Raw genomic sequence first — 17,450 nt, 5'->3', positions numbered from 1 at the left:
TCAAGGAAAATAACTTCCCTGGCAGTCCTGAGCAATTATTTATTTATAGACATCATCAATTATTTCGCAGCCAACTCTTTCCAAGCTCTTGTCAACCCAGGATTTATCGCGGGGAACACGGTCTTTAATTCCTTTGATAATCGCCTGTTCCTTCGCTAATTTTGCTTTCGCTTTTTCCAAAACTACAGGAGCGTCGCTTGGGCTGATAACAACAATACCGTCAGCATCGCCGACCAGAATATCGCCAGGATTTACGACAACACCGCCGCAGCTAACCGGCACGTTAATTTCACCAGGGCCGTCTTTATAAGGGCCTTTGGGCTGTACACCAGCAGCATACACAGGCATATCGAGTTCTTTCATAGCTTCACAGTCACGAATCGCTCCATCAATAACGACACCGGCAAAACCATTAACGGCCGCTTGCGTCATCATAATTTCGCCAGTAATGGCATTCGCAATATCGCCTTGTGCATCAACAACGATAACATCGCCAGGCTGCGCTAATTCCAGCGCTTTGTGAAGAAGCAGATTATCGCCAATTCTCGTTTTTACAGTGAAAGCAGTTCCTAACAAGGGTTTATCATTAAAAGGCTTTACACGGGCGTCCATACAGAAAAAACGGTTCATTTCATCAGCAATATTAGCTACTGGTAATCCTTTAAAGCTTTCTACTAAGTCTTTATTGGGGCGGTTCACTTTCAAAAAAATTCTGCAACCTGAATTCGACATAACGATTCCCTCTTCTCATTGTTTTTATTGTAAAACAACCCTGATCTCCCTGCTTTTCGCCATGCTTCGTAGTTGAAGGATAAATCAAGCCTGTCTTTCTAACTATAATATTTATATTTTGTTGTATTTTTTTCATCTATATTATTTTGTAAAAAATATTACATTCATAATATAACTCCAAATTATTCGCTTAGTAAAACCGGCTGTCAATTGATTAGCTTCTATTTTCGTTGATTTTCTTAAAAATTTAATATTTTTCTAGCTATTTTGCATTTTTATTAAAATTCTAATTTTTCTCGCAAAACAGCAATAAATTGTTCTTACTTATGCCAAAAATTTTTTGTCCCTTAAAACAGCAAGAAACCGTATCAAAATCTCTTTTGATACGGTTATCTACTGTAAATAATCCCACTTCACTGCCTCTATTAATTTTTGATTGTAAATTGATTAACAGCAAATTCTAAGTCATGTGCTAATCTAGCAAGGTTTTGGCTGGCTGTTGTAATTTCTGCCATCGAAGCAGACTGTTCTTCCATCGCTGCAGAAACACTCTGCGCTTCATTGCTTGCTAACGACGTTAATTGATCAATTTGTTGTGCTGCTGTAACAATCTTTTCTCGATCACTGGCTAATTGCTGAATAGACTTCGATATCTCCTTAGTCTGATCTGCTAAACTTGCTACCAATGAAACGATTTCGTTGAAAGCCTGGCCAGCTATATTGACAATTTCAGCGCCTGCCTTGACTTCCCTTGTCCCGTTGTTCATCGCTGTAACTGCTTTATCCGTCTCCACTTGTGTCTGATTGATCAACATTGAAATTTGTTTTGCTGCAATTTCAGACTGCTCTGCCAGCTTGCGGACTTCCTCTGCCACTACAGCAAAACCTCTGCCTTGTTCGCCGGCTCTTGCCGCTTCAATGGCGGCATTCAGCGCCAAAAGATTCGTTTGCCCGGCAATTCCCGAAATAGTATCGACAATCTGCCCAATTTCTTTGGATTGTTCACCAAGCTGTGCTACAACATTCGCTGAGTTGCTAACTGTTCGTTCTAAATCCAGCATCTGCGTTACAGCTTTTTCAACAGAATTACCACCTTCTTGCGCCGTTTCCGTCGCTTTTATCGATTGCTCAGATAGCAACCTTACTGCCTCAGCCACTTGCCCGATACTTTTTGACATTTGTTCAATAATAACCATCGTTTCCTTGGCAGCATGGCTCTGCGTCTCAGTACCTTCCGCCATTTGTGTAATTGATCCCGATACTTGATTTGCCGCCAAAGCCGACTGCTCAGCACTGGCCGTAAGCTCTTCTGATGCTGCCGCAACCTGATGTGATTTATCTTGGACATTTTCCACAATACCAATTAACGCTTTTTTCATTACGTGGAAGCTATCTGCCATTTGCCCGAGCTCATCACTTCGTTTGCTAATGCGATCAGACTTGTTCAAATCTCCTTGCGCCACAACGGCCATTTCCTGATTCATCGTCACGATTGGATTAACAAACTTTCTGCCGTACACATAAACAATGACCCCTGAGATCAATAGCCCGCACAAAGTGATTAGGAGAACCCATCGCAAAATTTCTCTAGAATCTTCATAAACCTCACTGGTATCCGTAGTAATCATCAATATCCAATGTTGCATTTCACCTAATATAACAGGACGTACAACTGCATACCGCTCACTATCATCGCCACTCTTATAGAAAATTTGGCTAGTTTTCCCTTCTAAAGCCGCTTTGGCACTATTTACAAAATTTTCAGCTAGGCTTTTTTGCGATAGCTTTAAATCAGGCGAGATACTCTGACTCAGTAAATTGAGCTTGCCTGTCGTCTCACTGTATTTTCCATGAACAACAACCAGTCCATCACTGCCGCCTAAAATAGCATAACCAGTCTTACCAAACTTAGCTTGTTGAACCTTATCGAGAATTTTTTCTATGGGATAAACTGCATTAATCATGCCGTCAAGCTTGCCATTTCGAAAAACAGGATAGACTACTGCTACCGTATACTTACCCGTAATTTTAGAAATATAAGGGTTGGAAACGTAGGGCTTTTGATTTTGTTTTACTATCTTGAAATAATCCCTGTCGCCACTTTGTGTTTCCAGACCTGTTGTATCAATTGAGGTTCCATTCATATCAAAATACCATAATGCACTAAACATGGGAAATCGTTTATATTCTTTTCTCAAGATTTCTCGAATTTGATTTTTATCGGTTGTACTGACTAGTTGCTCTGATGTAGCAATACTATAGGCATAGCTTGATAAGAGATTGAATTCAGACTCGATATCCCGTGCATAATCTGACGCAACAGCCTGCTGGGTTTCCGATACATTCTTTAAAATGGTTTTCTTCGTCTTCTCATAAATTACCAGGGAAACAGCCGACAAGGCAATAAGTAAAATGACACAAATTACAGCGACTAGTCTAAATTGCAATCGATTCACTAACTTATTTTTCATATACGCCCTCCTCCGTTCGCAAAATAGGTCTTATTATAAAACGTTTCTAGATTTACGGTTTATATTTTGACATATTCCATCATTTTTCTCACAAACCTCTTTCTTATAACAAATACAGATGCTCTTGTATCAATTATATATGAAATTGATTCACGCTCTGTTTTAACTCTTGTGCCAACTTTGTAGGCACTCCTGATAGTTACATGTATTTCTTTTTAAAACAAAAGTAATTTTTATTACCTTAAGTATAATCACCCGTTTAAATTTTGTAAAGATTTCATATTTTCTAAAATAAAAATAAATACTTCTTCTCTTCAACAAAAAACTTTCCTTCCTAATTGCAAAAAAATCTACTGCATAATGAAAATCACTATGCAGCAGACGTAAAACTTAAATGTATCATTTACCCTTGCCAAATTTCCTCATCAGTCGGAACGTTAGCGTCTTTATTAAAATAGCCGATTCGAGATATATTAATTAGATGTTCATAATTGAGGTTTTCCGAGATGGAGTTCATTCCCCACGATCCACAGCCTAGCGTTGTCGTTGGGGAAAAACCGTTATAGAAACTGCCGCCTGCACCAGTAGAAGAAGGTTGATTCACAACAAGACGACTAACTGGCAGCGCCTCGCCTACAGCAGTAACATGAGTCGTATTATTGGAGTGAATTGCCGCTGTATGACCAGCGCCTTCATAAAATAGATTCGTCTTAGCAATATCAATCGCTTCCTCGAAAGAATCATAAGTCAAAGTAATCAAGATAGGACACATTTTTTCTTTGCAAAGAATATCAGTCTGTCCCTTCCCTTGTGCTTTTAGAATAATAACCTTCGTCTCCGGCGGAATTGAAACATCAGCCAATTTAGCAATAAACGCTACAGATTGACCAACAACGCTGCTATTCATTGCGCCATCAATAAATAAAACCTTGCGGAATTTCGCTATCATTGCTTCATCTGACACATAGTAAGCGCCGTTTCTTTCAAAAGCAGCCATAATTTCTGTATGTTGTTCGGCTGGAGCAATAATGGACTGCTCACCAGAACAAATAATGCCGTTATCAAATTTGCGACCAGCAATAATATCTTTAGCTGCTTGGTCAAAGTCGTAGTTTCGATCAACAATGACCTGTACATTGCCAGCACCGACCCCATAAGAAGGTTTCCCGCTAGAATAGGCAGCCTTTACAAGCCCCATGCCGCCTGTGGCTACGACAACATCAACTTTCTGCATTAATTCCTGCGTCAATTCCATAGTAGGCTCCGTAATAACTTGAATCAAATAATCAGGCGCCCCTAATTTTTTCAGTTCTGCATTCATTAACTCTACGGTATGCGTTGAACATCGTTTAGAGCGAGGATGCGGAGCAATAACAATTGCATTGCGACCTTTTAAAGCAAACATAGCATTACACATGGGAGTAACTACAGGATTTGTCGTAGGCGTAATCGCGCCAATAACGCCTTTCGGTTTTGCCACATAGATCAAGCCTTTATCGGGCTCTGCTTTGATAATATCAACCGATTTTTTCCCTTTCAAGCTGTGCCAAATTGTTCTTGATTTTCCTCTCGCTTTGGCAACTTTATCTTCATAAACACCCATGCGGGTTTCTTCAACGGCTTCTTTTGCTAACATTTCAGCATTATCATAAACTACCTTGCCAATCACTCTGACTAGTTCATCGACTTGCTCTTGCGTATATCCAGCAATAGCTTGCTGCGCCATCCGAGCTTTTTCAAGCATATCATTAATTGTCACTGCGTTCATATAATCCCCCTATTAATACAGTTGCGTGTAAATCGCAATCAGATTTTTTCGATCAAGTGCTATGTAGTTATTTGCCAGCAATCTCTGTTGGTTTGCTAATACACTATCGGAAAAACCTTCGATCTCGCCTTCTTTCATGCCATATTCCCGCAATGATTTTCGTGGTATGATCTTCTCTAATAAAGCTTCCAGCTCAGCCCATACGCATTCTACTTCGACGCCGAGCAACTGGGCCAACTGGTCTTCAAGCTCTACAATCTTGCCCTGTGGCGCTAGTTTCTTATATTCTTTAAAAACAGCAATAAACATGAGTTGATTGGCTTCCCCGTGAGGAACATGATAGGTCGCGCCTAACGGATAAGCCATGGCATGTACGGCACCGACGCCAGCATTCGCAAAGGCAATTCCAGCATAATTGCTTGCGATAAGAAAATCTTTCATTAGCTTACCGCTAGGAGCTTTATTGGTATCACGGACTTGCTTATAACCAGTCAAAATTAATTCAATGGCCTTAGCGCTAAAAAGTTTAGTAAATTCCGTTGCCTTTGGTGAAATATAAGATTCCACTGCATGGACAAGCGCATCAACAGAACTGGTAGCAAAAACTTGATAAGGCAAGGTTGCTAGCAAATCAGGAATGAGAACCGCAGCATCGGCATAAAGCACATCGTCAGCTAGACCTTTTTTCGTATGTTGTTCCTTGATTTCCATAATCGTAATATTAGTCACTTCACTACCAGTACCACAGGTTGTCGGCACAATAATAAGCGCTTTTTCTTTCTGCAACGGAATACGACGTTCGAAATAATCAACCGTTTTCCCCGTGCCGCCCAGAACTAATAGTTTTGCTATATCAATAACAGTGCCGCCGCCAACGGCAATAACACGGTCAAACTCCTTCGTCCGAGCCACGCGCCAAATTTCATCCATCATCACATTAGACGGTTCGCCGCTGCCAAACCTTTCTTGAAATAGAAAGCTGCACTTCAGATTCAATGTCGCCATATGATCTGTATACAAAAATTCATTTGTAATCACTAAATCACTGGCATCCAGTTGAAATGATGCAGCAAACTCCCGAAAATCTTTACATGTTGCAATTTGAGGCGCAATTTTAAAAGGCACCATAGCTCTCATCCTCGCTTTTCATATGGTTACCCCCTCACATACTACTTTCACTGTAAGACCGAAATCTTTTCATCTCCTTTCTTTTCACCTGCATATAGTCTTGCCTAAACCCGATTTCGGTTAGGTATATTTTTTTCTTTTTTATATTTTTGTAATAAATATTACACAAATAATATAAACTAAGCTTAATAGCTTAGTAAAACCTTCTAGGTTTTGATTAGCTTCTATTCTCGCTTCTTTTCATGAAAATTCAATGATTAGCTACGATTTACACGCTTTTATTAAAATTCTAATTTTTCTCACAAAAATACAACAGATCGTTGCTACCGTACTAACACAATAAAAAAACTTCTTTTAAAAGTGTAGATTCTATCTCTACAGCTTTTAAAAGAAGTTTATATAATACACCAAACAACATTTCCTAAGCTTTACTTCTCATCGGTTACTCTTCTTGCTGGTCTAAATATCTTTGCCGTTTCCGCACAAAAGTAGAGGCTGTCATATTCAAACTTTTCGCGGCTTCACGAACATTACCATATTCTTGATAAGCCTTTTCAAGATACTGAAACTCTAATTTATCGAGCGTTGCTTTTAAATCTGTTGTGGCGGCAAGCGAGACTTTTGCTACAGCGCTGCTCCCAGTGTAACTATTAATTCCCTTGGTCTGATGAATATGAAGATTCTCCGGCTTAATCTCATTGCCAGCGCTAATAATTGTAGCGCGTTCAATTACATTTTTCAGCTCACGAATATTGCCCGGCCAGGAATATTCATTGAGAAGTTGGATCGAAATCGCCGAAAAATACTTTGACAGATTATATTTATGATTTAATTTATCTAAGAAAAATTTAGCAAGCGGCATAATGTCTTTCGGTCTTTCCCGCAGCGGCGGAATGTAAATAGGAAATACATTAAGGCGATAATAAAGATCCTCGCGAAAAGTCTGGTCGATCACCATTTTTTCTAAATCCCGGTTCGTCGCCGCAATGACACGCACATCCACCTGAATCGGTTTCACCCCGCCGACTCGTACAATTTCCTGCTCCTGTAAGACCCGCAAAAGCTTAACTTGCATTTCTTTTGGCAGCTCGCCCACCTCATCAAGAAATAAAGTTCCCTGATCCGCCAGCTCAAAGAGTCCCATTTTTCCGGTTTTATTCGCACCAGTAAAGGCGCCTTTTTCATAGCCGAACAGTTCGCTCTCAATGAGCTTTTCCGGAATGGCGCCGCAATTTACCTTAATAAAGCTCTGCTTAGCGCGAGGACTCTGGCGATAAATATATTTAGCCATCACTTCTTTGCCAACGCCCGTTTCACCGAGCAGCATGACTGTCGTATCCATGGGCGCCACCCGATTCGCGAGCAGTACGGCACTAAAGGTCGCATCGTCTTTCGCAATAAGCTCAGGATCATTGGAATCATTGATATGCTCCAATTCCAAACGCAGCTTATTCATAGTTTCCGTCTTTTCTTCCACTTCGCGCTTTAGGTTATAGATTTCCGTTAAATCTCGCACATTTGTAACTACCATAACAAGCTCACCGTTCCTATCAAAAATCGGTGAACTGGTAATTAAAGCGCGTTTACCTGTTTTAAAATGCTGCTCTAACGTAACCGGTTTTTTATCAACCACAACAATTAACGAACCTGATACGGAAATCATTTTTTCCCGCACAAGATCAGCCATATTGCGCCCTAGGACATCGGATTTTTTTAAGCCCGTAATTTCCTCATAAGCCTGATTTACTTTGATGGTCGTGGCATTCTTATCGGTAATAAAAATTCCATCAAAAGAATGTTCAATAATCGCATCAAGTCGTTCTACGGCTTCTGAAACAGTCGAAAATATGGGTAACTTTTTATTTGCCATGGGATAAACCTTCTCATAAGCAAGCGTAAGCTATTGCGATAACAGAGAATACAACAGCTCCACTTCCATTTTATCTCATTTTTTCAGCGTTGCCAAACAATTAAAACAAGTTCAGTCTTTCCTTGGTTGTAAATCTGTATATTGCGTTTTTCCTGAAGAATTTTTCGGAATCGCTGCGATCGAAGCCATTTGGAACAAGGCTGGGTGAAGATTCACCTTATCTGTAAGAAAGTCCGCCAGTGCTGCCAAATCCGCTGCTGGCGCCGTTGTATAAATTGTGACAGCATCATCTTCACCAATACAGGCAAAATCATAAGTCGTATATTCATTTTTAAAGATTTGCTCGATTTCATCAAGATTGACACGTTTCCCCTGCATTTTTACAAACCGTTTCTTCCGTCCCGTAATATAGTAAAAACCATCGGCATCGCGATAGGCAATGTCACCAGTAAACAGCCTGCCCTGATTTTCATCGCCTGCTTGCAAATCAGCAGCGCAACAGGCATAGCCAAGTGTCACATTATCCCCTTCATAGCAAAGCTCACCCACAGCCAAAGGCTCAGTAATTTCTGCCTGGGAATCTTCCATGATGCGAAAAACCCCGCCGGGAATGGCAACACCGATACTGCCGATTTTCTCCAGACAGTATCGCGGCGGCAGATAGGACATGCGCGCTGTAGCTTCCGTCTGCCCATACATTACCACAAGACGTTTATTTGTTTTTACAGCAAATTCGCCATATTCTTGGTGAAGCCGTTTCGACAACTTGCCGCCAGCTTGCAGCATTAGCTTTAGATCCGGTAAATCCAGCGTGAAAAACCGCAGCCGCTGCAAACATTCATAAGTAAAGGGAACTCCCGCCAACGAAGTAATGCTCTTTTCCTTCATAAACTCCCAGAAAGCAGCATCCATAATCGTTGCTTCTGTTACATAAATGGCGGCGCCGCAAACAAGATGGCTATGAATGACTGACAAGCCAAACGTATAATACATCGGCAGCGATGAGATCGGCCGCTGCTGTGCATCAAGCTCTAAATAAGCGGCAATCGATGCGGCATTGGCTTGAATATTTTTGTAGCTCTGCCGAACTAATTTCGGGCTTCCCGTACTACCTGAGGTGGTCAACAGCAACGCCAATTCAGGAAATAGTTCGACTGGTTCAGCGGCATAACAAGGATAAACACCATAATCAAAGAGATCGTAAACAAGTTCATTGTCAGGCAGGGCGAAGTCATGGTTAAGGGGCTTTAATACATAGTTGGGTTTATAGACCTCAATTAAATCAGCTAAAAGCTCCCCATTCATATCATCATTGATTAACAGCGGCACAATCCGATTTTGCAAACAGCATAAATAAGACAGAACCGAGCCAATCGTATTGCGGCAAAGAATAAACACTAAGGAGCGCGGCGGTATGATTTGTTGTAAGCTGTCCGCATAATCATACCAATCCTGATAGGTAACAACTTGATTCTGATCATCCACTAATACATTTCGCTTCGCAAATTCCTCATTTTTCTCAAAAAACAGCATTGTCTATCCCTCCTATCGAATAATACGCGACAGGCGTTCTAAGAGATTGACGCCGTCCCATATCACATCCATCTCCATCGCCTGGCCGACAGAAACAATTCGATCTCCCCCTGTCACACGACTCGTCAGCAACATACGACGCAGCACGGCAGGGTCAATTCCCAGAACCGAAATGGTCTGAACTTTCTTCGTCACCAAGGGCAGCAAGTCCGCTAACTCTGTTAATTCATACTGAAAAAACAGACCAAACTTCCCTGATAAAAGCGTTATATCATCAGGCACAGTCGCCAACGTAGCGACATAGAGGCGATTCTCAAAGCAATCGACTGTAGCTAACTCTGGGCAAGTCATGCCAAAATGCCATAATTGGCTGTACTTCTGACTCACCTTGATCGGGGCCAAATCATAATCAACAGCTTGGCGCGCTAGAACTTCCCACCAACGACGCCGCGCCTCTGACAGAACCGTAACGGTTTCTTTCGCCTTCGAATTCACCCAAAAAATGATTTTCGGACTGGAGCAAGCATTTTGATCCATAGCGTACGTATCGTTATAAAAACGATGAGCCCATAACGCAAGCTCATTGTCACTGCAGAGATGCACAAATTCGCTGTCAAAAACAGCAAGGGAAAAGCGATCAGCAAAAACTACGTCTGTCGCTTGCGGCGCCAACGGTGATTTTCGAATTTCGGTGATCGAAGCATCGCCCCCCCACAAAACCCGCATATCGCACAATAATGACAAGCGATCCGTCAACGAAGCATTTCTTTCATAGGAAATTAAAACATTTTCCGCCTTCAGTTCAGAAAACTCTTCACGCTCAAGCAGCCTAGCAATCACAGCAATGAGCGGCGCCGCTTGCTGCACCGTTCGCGGCGATAGGCGAATCACATTACAATTTCCCGCCAACAGCGCCAGGACCAAGCTATAAGCAAACATCACCGGAATATTGGCCGGAGCAATATGAAACACAAGCCCGCGGCCAATGCGGCTTGCACTGTGACTCGTCTCTTGGCGGAACGACTCGACATGTTTGCGGCGCAGCCAGAAAGCAAAGGCCTGATAGGATGGATCAGCGAAAAGCGCGTTGTCACTTTTGACGGCTGCCTCCAACTGCGCAAGAAAGTCCATGACGAGCGGCGAAAAAAGGGTGCGCGGCCTTGGTCGAATCGGCCAGTCCCCAGCAAGTTTTACAAATTCACTGTCCATACGTATCGCTGCACCCCCTGATTTCAGCCGATGGAATTCGCCCATCTACAGAAAAATATTTTCCTTTACGACCACAGGGACAATCGTCAATTCCCAGCAGCCTACCCACATCTTCTGTTAGGAGGGAGTGTCCCGGATAGGATATGGCAATCGGCGAAAGCACCTGAAGAATTCCGGCCTTCCCAACAGGACAAAGCGAAAAATCAAGGTGATTTCGCACTAAAATCTCAGAAAAGATACTGGCATGTAGGTGACCATATTCACATTCCATATAGATCGAGCCAGTCTGCTCCGCCATGCCGTAGTAATTATGGATCCGTGTAATACCAAACAGCGCTTGCAGGCAACGCTTATATTCCGCGGGCGATACCGCCTCCTGCTGCAGTTTTTTCCAGCCGCCGCCATGAATTAAAATGGCCTGGGAAAAATCAAAGCGCAGGTTTTGGGCCTGGAGGGCCTCATAAAAATACTTCCAAACCATAAAGGTAAAGCCAAACAGCAAAACAGGCTTACCGGCATAAGTTTCAACAAAGCTGCGCAGCGAAGTGGCATCTATCGTCAGGTCATCAGAAAGTGCATAATACCGCCGCTTGGCAAACATGGAAAACCCGAGAATTGCCGCGCCGCGGGCCGTAAATTTTTCCCGATCCGTCAATACAGAAGGCGCATCAATAATCAACATGGGTAACCGCGACGATGCGATAAATTCTTGCACAATCGCATTTAAGGTGAACTGCTGATTTTGGGCCGTTGCTGCATCAAGAAAAATGCGCGATACCGGCCCTGACGTACCAGAAGAAGTGATCGTTTTAAACACCGCTTCCTCCGCAATACTTTTTAAGTTCTGTCGTTTAAATAAAGTAATCGGCAGGAAGGGAATTTGCGCCAGACTCGTAACTTGGCCCGCGCGATAGCCAAGCAAATCAAGCATCCGACCATAGGAAGGGCAGTGCTTCCTATGGAACTCCGTCAGTTCTTTAAAGTAAGTCAGATAACGTTCTTCCTTTTCCGCCTGCGGCCAACTATAGGGTTTATACGACAGCCATTCATTATAATCCATAGTCTCGCTTTACCTCCTTTGTTAAGAGAAAAGCTTCGCCATGTCCTGGAAATGTTCGTATATTATCTGGCAAGGAACGAAGAATCGGCTTTCCTTTCGCTTCATAGGCCATTTCATCTCCGCCTGGCAGCCGAGTCAAAACGGCTTCGCCGGGAAGAAAGTAATCGCCGGAAAAGAGCAGCCGATCATTGACGACAATACAAGTACTCCCAAGGGTATGACCGGGAACTGCAAGAAAGCGGAAATGATATTCATACCATCGTAAAGCAAAGGAATCATCAAACGTCATATCGGCCGGCTTACAGGTAAACTTAGGGTATTTCCTTAAATCACAGCCGCCGCTTTTAAAATACAAATAAGACTCCATAATCCGCGTCATATTGAGCGTCGTACTTTGAATCCCATCACTGCAAGCGCTGCTAGCTAAAACAGAAATATCGTAAAGCTCTCGCAAGGAATTTAACCCTGAAATATGATCACAGTGCTCATGCGTTAAAAAGACCAGATCAAGCGTCCAGCCCCGCTCCTCTAGCAACTGCTGGATTTGAGCAAAGTCATTGGGATCGATAATCACGACATGGCCAGCTGCTTCTAACATGTAGCAATTGCTCTTTGTGACTGGATCGACAATACACACAGGCAAAGCTTCGCCAAAAGTAGTCATGGTGCTCGCCTATAAATGCACATCATATTTTTTTAGAAGTTCAATTCCCTTTGGATAAGAAGTAAAGGCTAACACATCCTGAGTCGCAAAGGTAATATCAAATAAATCTTCAATGGCTTCCATCAACATCATATGGCCTAGCGAATCCCACAATTTAATGCCGCGATACTTTAAATCAGGCAGTTCCTCCGGAGTTACTTTAAATTGATCCACAAATAACTTAGAGTACTGTTCCAGCTTAGTCATGAAAATCATCTCACTTTTCTTCTATTTGTTGTAAAAATGCAACAACAGCCGCAAACTGCTGCGGTGTATGAAGCAGAAAGAGTTTTTCTGTCGCAATAAGTCCCTGCGTAGCAGCACAGCAAACACTGCAGCCGCAAACAATAAGCCATACTTCACAAAGAGCAGCTCCTTTGGCCGCGTAAAGGAAGGTGTACTCTGGGAACTTTTTCACTAATTCGGCAATTTCTTCGGTTCGATCATAATGGCTGTTACAGCCGCCGCAATATTTGATCCCAATATTCATGGTTACCTCCTCAGCGGGGATATTCATGCCGCAAAAAAGCTTTTGCTTGGGCAATCAAATCATCGCTCACGGCAGTGACTAACAAGACTTTTTCAATCTCCGGCAATCGCGCTTGTATTTTTTCGGCAATAAACTCTTCCGTCGTCGCCATTGCCGAAGGACAGCCGTTGCAGCGGCCAGTAAGGCGAACTCGCAGTACGCCGTCGGTGAAGGTTTCAACAGTTACATTGCCGCTATGTTCGGCTAATGCGGGCCTTACTACTTCATCTAAGACAGTTTCGATCTTCGTTAAAATCGGTGTTGTCATCTAGCTCACATCCTTATTCGTTTTCGTTGCAGAAACGGAACAAGCGTCAACGCGGTTCCCGCCGCTTGTTATCGCAATTTTCATACTCTTGCATTATATTTATTGCAAAAAACATGCCAGAAGCAAAGGCCCGAAATAGTCCGCTATTTCGGGCCTTTTAGGCTAATATCCTAGAAAAACTTACCAAAAATGCATCAAACAGCTTGTCTTGTTTGCATTTTTGCAACAAAATCTTCAGAAAATGAAAGCCCAATCGCCGTAACAAAGCGTTGTCACCAATAAGAATTTTTTTAATTTTCCCACGATATTTCTAGGGAAATGATCCTTGCCGCCGCAAAGAAAACAAAATTAATTTCATTTGGGCATGACTTTTGCTTGTATAAAAAGCAACCGCACAGGACTGTGTGAAAAAGATTACAAAACGAGAAGGGATGATCCGTTATGCCATTAATGACAGGAGAACAGTATGTAGAAAGTATGAGAAAGAAGAATCTGCAGGTGTATATGTTTGGCAAAAAAATTGAAAATCCAGTGGACGATCCGATTCTTCGCCCCTCTTTAAACTCCGTAAAAGCCACTTATGATCTAGCCCAACTGCCGGAATACGAAGACTTAATGACAGCGATGTCACCCTATACGAACCAACGGGTAAATCGCTTCACTCACATTCATCAAAGCACTCAGGATTTAATGGATAAAGTGAAAATGCAGCGTCTCTGCGGCCAAAAAACGGCTTCTTGCTTCCAACGCTGCGTCGGCATGGACGCCTTCAACGCCGTCTTCTCGGTGACTTATGATACAGATAAACAGTACGGAACAAGCTATCATGCAAATTTCATGAAGTTCTTAAAATATGTTCAGGAAAACGACCTCACTGTTGACGGCGCGATGACCGATCCGAAAGGCGACCGCGCCCTCGCGCCCCATGCGCAAGCTGACCCTGATCTTTATTTACATGTAGTAGAACGTCGCCCTGACGGTGTTGTCGTTCGCGGCGCCAAAGCGCATCAGACTGGCTTTATTAACTCCCATGAAGTCATTGTTATGCCTACCATCGCCATGGGCGAAGATGACAAAGACTATGCCATTGCCTTTTCCTGCTCGACTGATGCGGAAGGCATTTTTATGATCGTTGGCCGTCAGTCCTGCGATACGAGAAAACTAGAAGGCGCTCCCATGGATACAGGCAACCCTGAATTCGGCGGCACAGAAGCCCTCGTTATCTTTGATAATGTTTTCATTCCCAATGAACAGATCTTCTTAAATGGCGAAGTGGAATTTGCTGGTTCTCTCGTAGAACGGTTTGCCGGTTATCACCGTCAGTCTTACGGCGGCTGTAAAGTCGGCGTTGGCGACGTACTCATTGGCGCTGCCGCTGTAGCGGCTGATTATAACGGCTGCCCGAAAGTATCGCATATTAAAGACAAAATTATTGAAATGCAACACTTAAATGAAACCTTATATGCCTGCGGCATTGCATGCTCCGCCCTTGGCACAAAAACAGAAGCAGGCAACTACTTAATCGACTTGCTGTTAGCCAATGTCTGTAAGCAGAATGTCACGCGCTTCCCTTATGAAATCGTTCGCTTAGCTGAAGATATTGCCGGCGGCCTGATGGTAACAGCGCCATCGGAACAAGACTTGCGCGATCCGAAACTAGGACCTTATGTAGAAAAATATCTCCGCGGCACAGCCAGCGTCTCCACGGAGAATCGCCTCAAAATTTTACGTCTCATTGAAAACCTCTGTCTGGGCACCGCCGCAGTGGGCTATCGTACGGAATCCATGCATGGCGCTGGTTCACCACAAGCGCAGCGTATCATGATTGCGCGCCAAGGCAATCTTCGTATGAAGAAAAAATTGGCGAAAGAAATTGCTAAAATTGAAGAATGATCTTACAAATGGAAAGGGTGTAACCATTGAAAGATTGGGAAAGCAAGTATGCTAATAAGCTAGTAACCGCTAAAGAAGCGGTCAGCCACGTGCAATCAGGCGATAAAATTGTCTTCACCCATGCCTGCGGTGAATCACAAGTCTTAACGAGCGAATTAGTCGCCCAAGCGGATCGCTTGGAAAATGTAGAAATCATTCATATGGTAGCAATGGGGTCGGCCCCCTACTGCCAGAGCGGCATGGAACATCACTTTCGCCACAACGCCTTGTTTGTAGGCGGATCAACCCGCAAAGCTGTCGAAGAAGGCCGTGCTGACTTTACGCCGATCTTCTTTAGTGAGGTCCCAGAAGCCTTTGCTTCCGGCCTCATCCCTGTCGATGTTGTCTTTTTACAAGTAACTGAGCCTGACGCAAATGGCCTGTGCAGTTTCGGTATCTCCGTTGACTATACCCAGGCAGCCGCAAAAGCGGCAAAGCTTGTCATTGCTCAAATCAATAAAAATATGCCCTATACGTACGGTAATAGCATTTCACTCGATGATATCCATTACATGATCAAGCAGGATGAACCGCTCATTGAACTGCAGCCGCCCAAAATCGGGGAAACCGAAAAAAAGATTGGCGAATATGTGGCTTCTCTTATTGCCGACGGCTGCACGCTCCAGTTAGGGATCGGGGCAATTCCCGATGCAGTCCTCTCCTTCCTCGGTGATAAAAAAGACCTAGGCATTCATTCGGAAATGTTCTCAGACGGCGTCGTCGATTTAGCCAACAAAGGCGTTATTAATAACGCCAAGAAAACCGTTGATACAGGCAAATTTGTCGCGACGTTCCTCATGGGAACGAAAAAATTATATGATTTTGTTGATCACAATCCTGACGTCATCGTAAAGCCCGTAAACTACACGAATGATCCCTTTATCGTCGCCCAAATTGACAATATTGTCTGCATCAATTCAGCGCTGCAAGTCGACTTAATGGGTCAAGTCAACGCCGAAATGATTGGCTCCCGTCAATTTAGCGGCGTAGGCGGTCAGGTCGATTTCGTCCGCGGCGCGGCCCGTTCCAAAGGCGGCAAAGCCATTATCGCTATGCCTTCGGCCACAGCCAATGGCAAAGTCTCCAAGATCTGCGCGCACATTGATCCAGGCGCAGCGGTTACGACCTCGCGCAATGATGTCGACTATGTTGTCACCGAATACGGGATTGCCGCCCTAAAAGGTAAAACACTACGCCAGCGCGCCGTAGCGCTCATTAATATTGCCCATCCTGATTTTCGTCCCAGCTTAATTGCTGAGTTTGAACAACGGTTTCATGCCAAGTTTGAAGGCTAATCTCACTGTGTAATAACAACGAGTTTTCCGCTGCTAAATTGAAATGAAAGAAGGGACATTATGAAACTTTATATACTAAACACCGGTTATTTGGAAACGGATGAAAATTGCGTAGTTGGCTGTGCAACTGTCGGCACAAAAAGCCAGCCCCATGTTCAGAACAATTGGATTAAGCTGCCAGTCATGGCGTTTTTGATCGAAACAAAAGACGGCTACATTTTATACGATACAGGCAGCAACCCCAATGCCATGAACGGCTATTGGCAAAAAATCATGCAGGAAGTATATCCGCTCTATCAAACCAAAGAAGAACGTCTGGAAAACCAGTTAGCTCTCTGCGGTGTAAAACCGGAAGATATTAAAACGGTCATTCTTTCCCACATGCACCTGGATCATGCCGGTAATATTCATCTCTTCCCCCATGCCGATGTGTACGTGCCCAAACAAGACTACATGCAAGGCCTCGCCATGGTTCATCAAAACCCCGATCCGGAAAAACACGGCGGCTACATTAAAGGCGATTTAGAAGCCCCAGTAAAACAATATCATCTCATTGATGAAGATTTTGAAATTGCTCCCGGCGTCGAAGTCTTGTGTCTGCCTGGCCATACGCCAAATTTGCTTGGCCTTGTCGTACATTTAGATGGTCAAACAATTATTCTCCCGCAAGACTGTATCTACACGAGCACTATTTATGGCCCTCCCGCAAAAATGAGCGGCTTCTTACATGACAGTATTGCCTTCTTTAAATCCATTGAAAAGGTTCGGAAATTAGAGAAGAAATATAATGCGAAAGTGATCTTCGCCCATGATTATGAATTCTTTAAAACCTTAGACTTAGCCCCGAAATTCTATAAATAAAGCCAGATTGTCAAAATAAAACAGCCAATCAAAGTAAAAGGAGCAAACACGTAACCGTGTTTGCTCCTTTTTTTCTGAAACTCTGATTGTA

General features: G+C 43.3%; 15 protein-coding genes. 3 read left to right on the top strand and 12 right to left on the bottom strand.

Annotated elements, in window-relative coordinates; genetic code table 11:
* Nucleotides 1–39: 39 nt before the first annotated feature.
* The 12 genes from AC0MXB_RS17600 to AC0MXB_RS17545 form a co-directional block, all read right to left on the bottom strand.
* On the bottom strand, nucleotides 40–732 hold the full coding sequence (locus AC0MXB_RS17600; RefSeq protein ID WP_474041031.1) for an RraA family protein: 693 nt from the start codon (nucleotides 730–732) through the stop codon (nucleotides 40–42).
* Nucleotides 733–1,157: 425 nt separating this feature from the next.
* On the bottom strand, nucleotides 1,158–3,203 hold the full coding sequence (locus tag AC0MXB_RS17595) for a methyl-accepting chemotaxis protein (protein ID WP_474041030.1): 2,046 nt from the start codon (nucleotides 3,201–3,203) through the stop codon (nucleotides 1,158–1,160).
* Between the two features lie 403 nt (nucleotides 3,204–3,606).
* Nucleotides 3,607–4,971, bottom strand: a complete 1,365-nt coding sequence (locus AC0MXB_RS17590; protein ID WP_474041029.1) for an aldehyde dehydrogenase family protein — start codon at nucleotides 4,969–4,971, stop codon at nucleotides 3,607–3,609.
* 12 nt (nucleotides 4,972–4,983) lie between these two features.
* Nucleotides 4,984–6,099, bottom strand: coding sequence for a 4-hydroxybutyrate dehydrogenase (locus AC0MXB_RS17585; protein WP_474041028.1), 1,116 nt, complete (start codon nucleotides 6,097–6,099; stop codon nucleotides 4,984–4,986).
* 442 nt (nucleotides 6,100–6,541) lie between these two features.
* Nucleotides 6,542–7,969 (bottom strand): sigma-54 interaction domain-containing protein, encoded by a 1,428-nt coding sequence (locus AC0MXB_RS17580; protein WP_474041027.1) that lies wholly within the window; start codon nucleotides 7,967–7,969, stop codon nucleotides 6,542–6,544.
* 111 nt (nucleotides 7,970–8,080) lie between these two features.
* Nucleotides 8,081–9,502 (bottom strand): AMP-binding protein, encoded by a 1,422-nt coding sequence (locus AC0MXB_RS17575; protein WP_474041026.1) that lies wholly within the window; start codon nucleotides 9,500–9,502, stop codon nucleotides 8,081–8,083.
* A 12-nt stretch (nucleotides 9,503–9,514) separates the two neighbouring features.
* Nucleotides 9,515–10,711 carry an acyl-CoA reductase gene (locus tag AC0MXB_RS17570; protein WP_474041025.1) on the bottom strand — a complete coding sequence of 399 codons (1,197 nt, stop codon included), beginning with the start codon at nucleotides 10,709–10,711 and terminating at the stop codon, nucleotides 9,515–9,517.
* Complete coding sequence (locus tag AC0MXB_RS17565) at nucleotides 10,701–11,771, bottom strand: LuxE/PaaK family acyltransferase (protein WP_474041024.1); 1,071 nt, start codon at nucleotides 11,769–11,771, stop codon at nucleotides 10,701–10,703. The genes AC0MXB_RS17570 and AC0MXB_RS17565 overlap by 11 nt, the downstream gene beginning before the upstream one ends.
* Nucleotides 11,761–12,435 carry an MBL fold metallo-hydrolase gene (locus AC0MXB_RS17560; RefSeq protein ID WP_474041023.1) on the bottom strand — a complete coding sequence of 225 codons (675 nt, stop codon included), beginning with the start codon at nucleotides 12,433–12,435 and terminating at the stop codon, nucleotides 11,761–11,763. The genes AC0MXB_RS17565 and AC0MXB_RS17560 overlap by 11 nt, the downstream gene beginning before the upstream one ends.
* Nucleotides 12,436–12,444: 9 nt before the next feature.
* The gene (locus AC0MXB_RS17555; RefSeq protein WP_474041022.1) at nucleotides 12,445–12,690 is read right to left on the bottom strand and encodes an acyl carrier protein; all 246 of its coding nucleotides are present in this window, start codon (nucleotides 12,688–12,690) and stop codon (nucleotides 12,445–12,447) included.
* Between the two features lies 1 nt (nucleotide 12,691).
* Nucleotides 12,692–12,964 (bottom strand): hypothetical protein, encoded by a 273-nt coding sequence (locus AC0MXB_RS17550; protein WP_474041021.1) that lies wholly within the window; start codon nucleotides 12,962–12,964, stop codon nucleotides 12,692–12,694.
* Nucleotides 12,965–12,974: 10 nt separating this feature from the next.
* Complete coding sequence (locus AC0MXB_RS17545; RefSeq protein WP_474041020.1) at nucleotides 12,975–13,271, bottom strand: NifU family protein; 297 nt, start codon at nucleotides 13,269–13,271, stop codon at nucleotides 12,975–12,977.
* Between the two features lie 441 nt (nucleotides 13,272–13,712).
* Between AC0MXB_RS17545 and AC0MXB_RS17540 the strand changes: the two genes are divergently transcribed.
* Genes AC0MXB_RS17540 through AC0MXB_RS17530 form a run of 3 tightly spaced genes read left to right on the top strand, consistent with a single transcriptional unit; the run spans nucleotide 13,713 to nucleotide 17,359 of the window.
* A complete protein-coding gene (locus AC0MXB_RS17540; RefSeq protein ID WP_474041019.1) occupies nucleotides 13,713–15,164 on the top strand; it encodes a 4-hydroxyphenylacetate 3-hydroxylase family protein in 1,452 nt (483 codons plus the stop codon).
* A 26-nt stretch (nucleotides 15,165–15,190) separates the two neighbouring features.
* On the top strand, nucleotides 15,191–16,498 hold the full coding sequence (locus AC0MXB_RS17535) for an acetyl-CoA hydrolase/transferase family protein (protein ID WP_474041018.1): 1,308 nt from the start codon (nucleotides 15,191–15,193) through the stop codon (nucleotides 16,496–16,498).
* A 60-nt stretch (nucleotides 16,499–16,558) separates the two neighbouring features.
* Nucleotides 16,559–17,359: an N-acyl homoserine lactonase family protein gene (locus tag AC0MXB_RS17530; RefSeq protein WP_474041017.1), complete on the top strand. Its 801-nt coding sequence runs from the start codon at nucleotides 16,559–16,561 to the stop codon at nucleotides 17,357–17,359.
* Nucleotides 17,360–17,450 lie beyond the last annotated feature (91 nt).

The organism is Pelorhabdus sp. sgz311001 (assembly GCF_055901755.1).
Note: the sequence above shows the minus strand (reverse complement) of the source record. Positions and strands in the feature narration are given on the sequence as shown.

What these genes read in the sequence shown, in the direction of transcription:
- AC0MXB_RS17530 (WP_474041017.1), top strand. Translation starts at nt 16,559, where the DNA reads ATGAAACTTTATATACTAAACACCGGTTATTTGGAAACGGATGAAAAT.
- AC0MXB_RS17600 (WP_474041031.1), bottom strand. Translation starts at nt 732, where the DNA reads ATGTCGAATTCAGGTTGCAGAATTTTTTTGAAAGTGAACCGCCCCAAT.
- AC0MXB_RS17585 (WP_474041028.1), bottom strand. Translation starts at nt 6,099, where the DNA reads ATGGTGCCTTTTAAAATTGCGCCTCAAATTGCAACATGTAAAGATTTT.
- AC0MXB_RS17555 (WP_474041022.1), bottom strand. Translation starts at nt 12,690, where the DNA reads ATGATTTTCATGACTAAGCTGGAACAGTACTCTAAGTTATTTGTGGAT.
- AC0MXB_RS17550 (WP_474041021.1), bottom strand. Translation starts at nt 12,964, where the DNA reads ATGAATATTGGGATCAAATATTGCGGCGGCTGTAACAGCCATTATGAT.
- AC0MXB_RS17570 (WP_474041025.1), bottom strand. Translation starts at nt 10,711, where the DNA reads ATGGACAGTGAATTTGTAAAACTTGCTGGGGACTGGCCGATTCGACCA.
- AC0MXB_RS17590 (WP_474041029.1), bottom strand. Translation starts at nt 4,971, where the DNA reads ATGAACGCAGTGACAATTAATGATATGCTTGAAAAAGCTCGGATGGCG.
- AC0MXB_RS17575 (WP_474041026.1), bottom strand. Translation starts at nt 9,502, where the DNA reads ATGCTGTTTTTTGAGAAAAATGAGGAATTTGCGAAGCGAAATGTATTA.
- AC0MXB_RS17595 (WP_474041030.1), bottom strand. Translation starts at nt 3,203, where the DNA reads ATGAAAAATAAGTTAGTGAATCGATTGCAATTTAGACTAGTCGCTGTA.
- AC0MXB_RS17545 (WP_474041020.1), bottom strand. Translation starts at nt 13,271, where the DNA reads ATGACAACACCGATTTTAACGAAGATCGAAACTGTCTTAGATGAAGTA.
- AC0MXB_RS17560 (WP_474041023.1), bottom strand. Translation starts at nt 12,435, where the DNA reads ATGACTACTTTTGGCGAAGCTTTGCCTGTGTGTATTGTCGATCCAGTC.
- AC0MXB_RS17565 (WP_474041024.1), bottom strand. Translation starts at nt 11,771, where the DNA reads ATGGATTATAATGAATGGCTGTCGTATAAACCCTATAGTTGGCCGCAG.
- AC0MXB_RS17540 (WP_474041019.1), top strand. Translation starts at nt 13,713, where the DNA reads ATGCCATTAATGACAGGAGAACAGTATGTAGAAAGTATGAGAAAGAAG.
- AC0MXB_RS17580 (WP_474041027.1), bottom strand. Translation starts at nt 7,969, where the DNA reads ATGGCAAATAAAAAGTTACCCATATTTTCGACTGTTTCAGAAGCCGTA.